At 39.7% G+C, this 6,420-nt stretch carries 9 protein-coding genes; all 9 read right to left on the bottom strand.

Annotation, left to right across the window (positions count from 1 at the left end; translation table 11 throughout):
- Window positions 1-136: 136 nt before the first annotated feature.
- Window positions 137-349: a hypothetical protein gene (locus QOL71_RS16600; RefSeq protein ID WP_283418012.1), complete on the bottom strand. Its 213-nt coding sequence runs from the start codon at window positions 347-349 to the stop codon at window positions 137-139.
- A gap of 222 nt (window positions 350-571) precedes the next feature.
- On the bottom strand, window positions 572-832 hold the full coding sequence (locus QOL71_RS16595; protein ID WP_283418011.1) for a helix-turn-helix domain-containing protein: 261 nt from the start codon (window positions 830-832) through the stop codon (window positions 572-574).
- A gap of 91 nt (window positions 833-923) precedes the next feature.
- Window positions 924-1,880 (bottom strand): transporter, encoded by a 957-nt coding sequence (locus QOL71_RS16590; RefSeq protein ID WP_283418010.1) that lies wholly within the window; start codon window positions 1,878-1,880, stop codon window positions 924-926.
- A 165-nt stretch (window positions 1,881-2,045) separates the two neighbouring features.
- Entirely contained in the window at window positions 2,046-3,128 is a 1,083-nt protein-coding gene (locus tag QOL71_RS16585) for a cytochrome-c peroxidase (protein ID WP_283418014.1), read from the bottom strand.
- A complete protein-coding gene (locus QOL71_RS16580; protein WP_283418009.1) occupies window positions 3,112-3,930 on the bottom strand; it encodes an MbnP family protein in 819 nt (272 codons plus the stop codon). Before QOL71_RS16580 ends, QOL71_RS16585 begins: the two co-directional genes overlap by 17 nt.
- Before the next feature lie 294 nt (window positions 3,931-4,224).
- Window positions 4,225-4,542, bottom strand: a complete 318-nt coding sequence (locus QOL71_RS16575) for a hypothetical protein (RefSeq protein ID WP_283418008.1) — start codon at window positions 4,540-4,542, stop codon at window positions 4,225-4,227.
- A gap of 105 nt (window positions 4,543-4,647) precedes the next feature.
- Complete coding sequence (locus QOL71_RS16570) at window positions 4,648-5,316, bottom strand: superoxide dismutase (protein ID WP_283418007.1); 669 nt, start codon at window positions 5,314-5,316, stop codon at window positions 4,648-4,650.
- Window positions 5,317-5,430: 114 nt separating this feature from the next.
- Window positions 5,431-6,114: an SCO family protein gene (locus QOL71_RS16565; RefSeq protein WP_283418006.1), complete on the bottom strand. Its 684-nt coding sequence runs from the start codon at window positions 6,112-6,114 to the stop codon at window positions 5,431-5,433.
- Window positions 6,111-6,380: a YHS domain-containing protein gene (locus QOL71_RS16560; protein WP_283418005.1), complete on the bottom strand. Its 270-nt coding sequence runs from the start codon at window positions 6,378-6,380 to the stop codon at window positions 6,111-6,113. The genes QOL71_RS16565 and QOL71_RS16560 overlap by 4 nt, the downstream gene beginning before the upstream one ends.
- Window positions 6,381-6,420: the final 40 nt, after the last annotated feature.

Below are 6,420 nucleotides of genomic sequence, written 5' to 3'. Positions count from 1 at the left end.
GTTGGGTTGCGTTTTGAAATTTTAGGACGGCTGCGGATGATGTCCAGACCACGCCAGTTAGCACCTACTACTGTTCCTACTTTACCGGAGAATCCACCAAGGATTCCTTTGTTTAATGTTGCCATATCAAAGATTTTTAAAATTTGTAACACGAAGGTATTGCAGAAAACAACAGCCTGTACATCCCTGAACGGTTTTGACCGGTTCTGACTGGTTTTGACCGGTCATGTGTTGTATTCCTTCGGGTATTCTTCGGAAAAAACATCCTTTTTCCGAACAAATCCCGAAGAAAGGTGGGAGAATAACGGGAAGATCTGACCGGATTTCCGGTAATTAAGATGATGAACATATTAAGATCCTTCGGCTCCGCTCAGGATGACACGGATGTAATCAAAGTGAGAGTTAAATATTATTCTCGCAGATATGGCGGATTGGGCTGATTTTGTAAGATCCTTCGACCCTACTCAGGATGACAGTGAATTGAACCCCATAGTCAATATCCAGGATCACAATACAAAACCCATACTATATAAATGGCATGGGTTATTAATTCAAAAAATAAAGCCTTGTTTTATTTCAGCAAATTTTCTATTGACTGGCGGGAATAATAGTATTTGCCGCCCAGCTTAATGAACTTGATTTTCCCGTTTCGCCTTAACCGGTAAATAGAACTGTCGCTCAGGTTATACATCTGCTTGAGATCGGCACTATCCAGAAGGTCTTTGCGAACGGTTTTGAGTGCTAAATTATCAATACGGCCGATCAATTCCTTTAACAATACATGGAATAAATAGTCATAGGACTCTTTTGAAGGAAAATTAGTTTTCATCATTGTAGTTTTTGTGATTTCCCCCTAGAACGACCATGCTATTCAATTTATTTTGCCAAACGTATAAAATTTTATGATTTAAATTACCAAATTATCATAATCCAAAATTCAGAAACAGACTGAACCTGGATCTGGCTTCGATATCGCCACCCGCTAATCGGTTATAAGCCGGCAACATCAGCTCACTACCGAGACTGAACTTTTGGTAAGACACCTCGAATCCCAACTTCCCGTACAAAGCGCTGCCGGCAGTTCCGGGCATCACCTCACTAAACTGCCTGTTCCAGTCATAGACTTCCCCTTGCAAACCCAGCTTGCCGGAAAAGATGCTCTTCTCGTTACGCCACAACCTGTAAAATCCTGTTGCAGAATAATTCCACTGGTTGCCGAAACGGTAATGTTTTTTATTTTCTGTTTTGATGGTATAATCGGTATTCAACATCAATGCAAAGAAGTTTTTCCGGAATGTGTAGCCCAATGCCAGCTGGTAATCCCAGCTCCCCATCCCCAGCTGAAAACTCGGATTGATGCCTGTGATCCCTTTCTCATCAAATTTTCCCAAGGGAATTTTAATCCCTAAGCCACCATTCAGCTGATGGTATTCGCTTTTGGACCTGAGGATTTCGTAGATGCCCATTAGGCTGGCATCCCCTATTCCATTGATCTTAATGTCACCCTGCAGGGTTTTCTTCTCATGAAACTGAAACGGAATGCTACCATAAATACTTAATTTCTGAGTTACCGGAATCTTGCCCCAAAGCTGAATGGTGTTAAAATACTGGTCCTGTGTCAAATCCTGCGTGAACAGGTTTTCTTTGGCTTTGTAATGCTGTGCAAAATATTTGATACCGATGAACTGAGGATTCAGCAACGACTCGAAGCCGGATGAGCCATTGCCGGCAGCACAACCACAGGCGTCGCAGAAAAATTCTTCGTAGCTGGATAGATGCTGTATTTGGTTTTGGTATTGTGGAATGTAAAGGCTGTCCCAGTTGGCTTTTATTTGCTGAGACAGGATGATTAGTATTAAGAATAGGATTGATTTTTTCATTGTTGATTTTTATTTTACCACAAAGGCACAAAAGTTAAACACAAAGTGCACTAAGTTTTTGTTTTAAATCTGTTAATATGCTCCAAAGGCATTTCGCTTAAATAAGTCTGTTTTTAATGAACTTATTATTTATTTCCTTTTGTATCTTTTGTGGTAATCATTAATTTATTCTGCGAATTTTTTATTGCTAATAAATTGTTGGTCACTGAGGGTTTTCAGGAAAGCAATGATGTACTGTTTTTCTAAAGTGGTCATTGGGATACCGATACGTCCGTTTTGTTTCAAGATCGGGTCCAGATTGACCTGATTCTCGACATTATCCGAATAGAAATTAAGCACAGCATCCAGAGAATAAAACCGCCCATCATGCATATAAGGAGCAGTATATTCTACATTTCGGAGACTTGGCACACGGAATTTCATATTGTCGTTCCAATCCAATGTCACACGGTATCTGCCACGGTCGTCATACTGGGCATTATAATACATCCCGGTATTCCGGTAACTTTCATCAGTAAACAAATCTCCTGAATGACAACTTGCACATTTGGTTTGAAATAATGCCAAACCTTGCTTTTCTTCATTGGTAAATGCCGCTGTTCCTTTCTTCATTCTGTCGTATTTGGAATCGGCGGAAATCATTGTGACCATAAACTGAGACAGGGCTTTCAAAACTCTTTCTCCTGTGATATTGTCATCGCCATAAGCTGCTTTGAATAGCCTTTTGTAACTGGCATCCTGACTTAGTTTTGAAACGACTTCGGGCAGAGAACTGTCCATTTCAAAATCTGTAGTAATAGGAACCAAAGAACGCTCATCCAGATTATGGCTCACGCCATCCCATGTATAATTTTTGAGAAATGCCATATTCTGAATCGGTGGTGCATTTCGGATACCAAGTTTATCATCAATACCGTGACTCACCGGGTGACCGTGATGTGTAAAAGCATACTCCTGGATATGACAGAATCCACAAGAAATGGTATTGTTACGGGACAGTTTGCCTTCATAAAATAACTTCTTACCCAAAGCAACGCCATTAACGGTTACAGGGTTTTTATCTGTGTCAAATAACAGTGCCGGAAAATTAGCCGGAATCTCCAGATTGTAAGCTTTGTCTTCTTCAAAAGCTTCGCCTTCGTATTCGTCCGTACATGACATTAACATTATAGAAAATGCAATGAAAATCCAAAGAGAACGCACCTGCTCCCTTTGGAATGGTAGAATTGGATTAATCATTGTGAACATGGTCAACTCTGAACATATTAATAAGGTTGTTGCTGACATCCGCCAGATGCTGGCTGCTGCCCATCGCCATATTGTTACTGGTATCTAAAGTCAGTGTTTTTTTCCCGCTCAGATATTGGTTAAGGTCTGCAAGGATGTGGATAGAAGGTGTAATATCCTTATTCACTCTGGCTGTAGTCGGTAAATCCAAAACAACTTCCCTGTAAAGATCTGCAGTTCCGTTTAAGGAAACATCTCCCATATTACCGCAATGGTTCATAAACTCGGTATCAGGTGTTGATGTTCCATACTTTCCTTCAAGTTTTGTGAAGATATAACCAGCAGCCCAAGACCAAGCCATTCCTTCTTGTTTGGCTTTATCCCAAAACAAACCTTGTCCATCCTGACCAATAAGATAAGCTGTGGGACTGATGCCTAAGCCTAATTTGATTTTCTTGTAATTACCTTTTGGGATCTCGGTAAGGTTGATATAAACTATTCCGCCTTTGGCTTCTTCCTGGTTGATGATGAAAGCACCTTTGTCCGGATTATTATAATTGTATTTGAATTCCGCTCCGTTTTCATCGATGAGTGAGATGTTGCTGATTATGTATTTAAGCGTTGAAAACTGATGTTTCTGTCCATTGACTGAGGTTTGTGTAGTCTGATTGAGCACGATATCACCGAGATTGTTGAAACCATTCTCGAACTTGAGCTGGAGATTTCCGGGTGTGTTATCTTGGATATCATCATCATTGTTACTGCAAGATGAAAGAGTTATTATTGAGATGAATAGTAATGATAATAGTTTATAGATTTTCATTTGTTCGATATTATGATTGATAATTTTTAAAGGTTTTTATCGCAAAGGCACAAAAGATTTTTTAAACAATTCTTCGTTTCTAAGGCACAAAGGTTTGACTTCGCCAATATTGACAAAGACTGTTTTGCTGAAATGTGAGTTTTTGTGCTCTGCTGCGATAGGGATAGCAGCGGTTACCCCGCAGGGCAGCGGCGGAGCGAAGCGGAGCCGTTGACCGAGGAGTATGAGCGGATAGCCCGACCCGAGTGGCTGCCTTAGCATCGGAGAGGGAATCGCCCTAATTACCTATATTATCTAAACAATTGGAGGTCTGAAAATGTGTTTCAGATACAGATAAGAATAATCTGTGGTGTATGGGAAAGTAAGGCTGGTAAAGAATCTTTGCCCTACTGTTTTGACTGCAGCAATCTCAACCGGAATATAGCAGTCGATGATTTTCTGGGTCGGATTTTTGGATTTGGAATCTTCTGAGCTATTTTTGGCAAGCTCTTTTCCGAGGTAACATTTACCGTTGCAATGCAGCTCCGGTTTTTTCTTGTTGATACACAAAACGTTTGAAATATAATCATAATTAACCGCATACTCTACCAATGGCAGCACTGGTTTGAGCACCAAATAAAAGACTAGTAAAATGTTAAAGATGAGTTTCAAGAATCTGTTTTGAGGATTTTAAAAAGCACAGGCTAGCTGTGCTTTTTTTTTGATATATTGAGACTGTTATTTAATAGCTTCCTCGTATCTTCTGCTGATCTCTTTCCAGTTGGTAACGTTCCAAAGTGCAGCTAAGTAATCTGCTCTTTTGTTCTGATATTTAAGATAATAAGCATGCTCCCAAACATCAATTCCGAAGATAGGCGTTCCTTTCACCTCCGCAAGGTCCATCAAAGGATTGTCCTGGTTAGCTGTAGAAGTCACCGCCAATTTTTTGTCAGCCGTTACTACCAACCAAGCCCAACCTGAACCGAAACGATCAGCACCAGCTTTGCTCAGCTTCTCCTTCAAAGCATCCAAACTCCCGAAAGAATCGTTGATTGCTTTTGCCAATTTTGCAGAAGGCTGAGTATTTTTCTCAGGCGTTAACACAGTCCAGAACAACTCATGGTTATAGTGTCCGCCGGCGTTGTTTCTAACCGCAGGGCTTTCTTTTGAAATGTGGGAAAGAATCTTTTCCAAACTCTCTTTTTCCAATGGTGTTCCAGCAATGGCTTTGTTAAGATTGGAAACATAAGCTGCCGCGTGTTTGGTATAATGGATCTCCATGGTCTGCGCATCTACAGAACCTTCCAAAGCATTGTAAGCATAAGGAAGAGGCGTTTGCTTGAATTGTGCCGTTACAAACTGTGCTGCTAATAGAAATGCAGCAGCTGAAATTTTTAATACTTTCATATTATACGATTTATTGTTAATGTTAATTATTTAACACAAAGTGCACAAAGATTCTCTTTTTCAACTAACTGTTTAAGGATCATAAAGGCGCTTCGCGCATAAAGGTTTTAAATTTTATTTTAATAATTTTCTGATATCTTCTATCAATTTTTCCCTATCCGGATGATATTTCCCTCTCAGACTGGTTTTAGTTCCAGCTTCATCTTCATAATTCAGTCCAGAATAATAAAGAACCGGCATATTGTTCTCATCAAACCGGCAACGGAGGTTTCCTTCTTTATCTACCAATGCAATCATCCCGCTATGATTGAGGCTTTCTGAATCATCTTCCTTGTCACCTACATAGATATCGAACATATCCGCCAATTTACCGATATAATCCCGGTTTCCCGATAGAAAATGCCAATTGGGCGACTTGGCTCCAATCATTTTAGCGTGATTTTTCAGAACTTCCGGCGTATCATTGGTTGGGTCTATACTGATCGAGATAATTCCAAAATCCGGATTGTTGATCTGCTCATCGATGTATTTCATATTGGAATTCATCACGGGACAGATTGTAGGACAACGGCTGTAAAAGAACTCTACGAGATAAACTTTTCCCAGCATATCTTTATTAGTAATTTTCCTGGAATTCTGGTCTGTGAGCGCAAATTCCGGAACTTTCATTATCGTGTAAAGACTTTTTTTGAAATAGCTCATCCCAATTCCTATCACCAAAAATAGTACCGCAAAAACTATAATCGGCAGAATCAGTTTACTTTTCTGGAAAGCCTTCTGTTTCTTTTTGTTTGTCATTTCAGAGCATATTTAGCTGGACTTTTCCTGAATTCTTTTTTGCAATGGTCGCTGCAGAATCCATAAGTTTTGCCTTTATAAACAATAGTATCTTTTAGGAATTCTGCTGTTTTCATTTGACAGATCGGATCATCGGCATTCACGACCTTTACACCTTTGAGGTCGGTTTTGGGTTTCATTTTGGAAACCTGTTTTACTTTTGGTGTTTCCTGCGCACAAGACAGTACAGATACCGAAAGTAATATCATTGATATATTGAATTTCATTTTTTTGAAGTTGATTTAATTGTATTGTTAAAGCTTTTGA

The organism is Epilithonimonas pallida (assembly GCF_900182975.1).
In the GTDB taxonomy this organism is placed as follows: domain Bacteria; phylum Bacteroidota; class Bacteroidia; order Flavobacteriales; family Weeksellaceae; genus Epilithonimonas; species Epilithonimonas pallida.
Note: the sequence above shows the minus strand (reverse complement) of the source record. Positions and strands in the feature narration are given on the sequence as shown.